Below are 2780 nucleotides of genomic sequence, written 5' to 3' on the forward strand. Positions count from 1 at the left end.
ACGGCCGCATCGTCGACGAACTCCACCACCCCACCGCCGACACCGTCCTGGACCGCATGCGCCGCTTCGACGCCAAGGGCCGCACCAGCTAGAGCCACCCGCCAGCCCCGCGCCCCCGACCTTCGAGAACCCCCAGGACTGACACCCCCTCATGTACCGCACCGCTTTGCGCAACGTGCTGGCCCACAAGGGCCGACTGCTCATGACGGCGCTGGCCGTCATGCTCGGCACCGCCTTCGTCGCCGGCACCATGGTCTTCTCCGACACCTTCGGCAACGCGCTCAGGACCCAGAACTCCAAGAGCTACACCGACATCGCCGTCACGGTCAGCGACCGCGACGCCGCCCGCCAGGCCTACGACCACACCGGTGAGGACTCCGAGGGCCCGGCCCTCACCGAGGAGATCCGCAAGGCGGTCGCGGCACTGCCCGGCGCCGCCGAGGCGCGTGGCGTGGTCAGCGGCTTCGCCGGCATCGCCGACAAGAAGGGCGCGCTGATCGGCAACGGCTTCTCCACCACCGGCACCAACTACGTGCCGGGCGCCGACGGCACCGACCCGCGCTACCCGCTGGTCGACGGCCGCGGCCCGCACGGCTCGGGCGAGATCGCACTGGACACCAAGACCGCCGAGAAGGGCGGCTACCAGGTCGGCGACACCGTCCGGGTCGCCGTCAACGGCCCGGTGATGAAGCTCAAGCTCACCGGCACCCTGACCACCAACGACCCGCGTGTGCTGGCCGGCGGCTCGCTGGCCGCCTTCGACACCGCCACCGCCCAGCAGCTCTACCTGAGCCCGGGCCGCTACGCCGAGCTGGACGTCAAGGGCAAGCCGGGCGCGGACGACACCGCGCTGCTCGCCGCCGTCAAGCAGACCGCCCCGCAGGGCGACTCGATCGAGGCGAAGACCGGGCGCGAGCTCGCCGCCGAGCAGGACCGGATGATCCAGCAGGGCACCAAGGTCCTGAGCACCTTCCTGATGGTCTTCGCCTTCATCTCGCTGTTCGTCGGCATCTTCATCATCGCCAACACCTTCACCATGCTGGTCGCCCAGCGCACCAAGGAACTCGCACTGCTGCGGGCGATCGGCGCCAGCCGCAAGCAGATCACCCGCTCCGTGCTGGTCGAGGCACTGCTGGTCGGCCTGCTCGCCTCGGCGGCCGGGCTGCTCGCCGGCATCGGGATCGGCGCCGGCATGCAGACGCTGGTCAGCGCGATGGACGACACCATGCCGCAGGGCTCGCTGGTGATCAAGCCGCTCACCATCGCGGTGACCCTGCTGGTCGGCGTCCTGGTGACGGTGCTGTCCGCCCTGCTGCCGGCCGTGCGCGCCTCCCGGATCGCCCCGGTGGCCGCGATGAGCTCGACCGAGCAGCCCGCCACCCAGAAGAGCCTGCTGGTCCGCAACACGATCGGCCTGCTGTTCACGCTGGCCGGCGCGGGCTCCCTGGCCGCGGGCGCGGGCGGCAAGGAGTACAAGCTGGTCGGGCTCGGCGCGGGCACCCTGCTGATCGGCGTGTTCGTGCTGACCCCGCTGCTGGCCAGGCCGCTGATCGCGCTGTTCGCCCCGCTGCTGCGCAAGGTCTACGGCACGCCGGGCAAGCTGGCCCAGGAGAACGCGATCCGCAACCCGCGCCGGACGGCGGCCACCGCCTCGGCACTGACCATCGGCGTCACCCTGATCACCGCGCTGACCGTGGTCGGCGCCTCGGTGAACAAGGCCGTCGACGCGGCGACCGCGGACGACCTCAAGGCCGACTACACCGTCGCCATGCAGAACGGCTCGAAGCTCTCCCCCGAGGTCGCCGGCCAGATCGCCAAGGCGCCCGGCGTCAGCGCCATGAGCGTGATGCGCGAAGTCCGGGTGACGACCGACAAGGGCGACTCCGACTACGAGTTCCTGACGGGCGTCGACGCCGCGACCATCGACCAGTTGGCCACCGTCAAGGTCAAGGACGGTTCGGCGGACGCCCTCAAGCAGGGCAAGCTGATGATGAGCTCGGGCACCGCCCAGCGCCTCGGCTTCAAGGTCGGCGACACCATGGCCGTCACCTACCCGGGCGGGGCCAAGGGCTCGCTCACCGTCGGCGCCGTGCTGGAGGCCAACAGCGCGCTGGCCAACATCGTCGCCCCGGACAACGTGGTGGGCCCGCACGCGCTGCCCGGCTCCGGCCCGGCGAAGGTCCTGGTGAAGGGCGCCAACGGCGCGGACGAGAAGCTGAAGCAGGCGCTGCGCGACGCGACCGGCGGCAACCCGCTGATCGCCGTCAAGGGCGAGAAGGACATCAAGGCGGAGAACCGTCAGCTGATCACCGGCATGCTGAACATGATGTACGGGCTGCTCGGGATGGCCGTGGTGATCGCGGTGCTCGGCGTGGTCAACACCATGGCGATGTCGGTGTTCGAGCGGCGCCGGGAGATCGGCATGCTGCGGGCGATCGGCCTGGACCGGATCGGCATCCGCCGGATGGTCCGGTTGGAGTCGCTGCTGATCGCGCTGTTCGGCGGCGCGGTCGGGATCGGGCTCGGGATCCTGGTGGCCTGGGCGGGCACCCGCACGATGGCGGACTCGCTCAAGAACATCACCACCGTGGTGCCGCCGCTGCAGATCCTCGGCTTCCTGGTCGCGGCCGCGGTGATCGGCCTGCTGGCCGCCCTCTGGCCGGCCCACCGGGCCGCCCGGATGGACATCCTGGGCGCGATCAAGAGCGAGTAGGCGCCCCCCGCAAGCGCGGGCGGGGGCGCCGGCGCGGGCGCGCCGCCCCCGGGTGGTGATCGCCGAC

At 71.4% G+C, this 2780-nt stretch carries 1 protein-coding gene and 1 pseudogene; both read left to right on the top strand.

Features of this window, described 5'->3' with window-relative positions; translation table 11 throughout:
• Nucleotides 1-92 (top strand): annotated as a pseudogene (locus ACFV6I_RS38880) (ABC transporter ATP-binding protein); the annotation flags it as partial.
• 59 nt (nucleotides 93-151) lie between these two features.
• Nucleotides 152-2713: an ABC transporter permease gene (locus tag ACFV6I_RS38885; protein ID WP_063346111.1), complete on the top strand. Its 2562-nt coding sequence runs from the start codon at nucleotides 152-154 to the stop codon at nucleotides 2711-2713.
• Nucleotides 2714-2780 lie beyond the last annotated feature (67 nt).

The sequence above is a fragment of the Kitasatospora sp. NPDC059803 genome (assembly GCF_042732255.1).
GTDB lineage: Bacteria > Actinomycetota > Actinomycetes > Streptomycetales > Streptomycetaceae > Kitasatospora.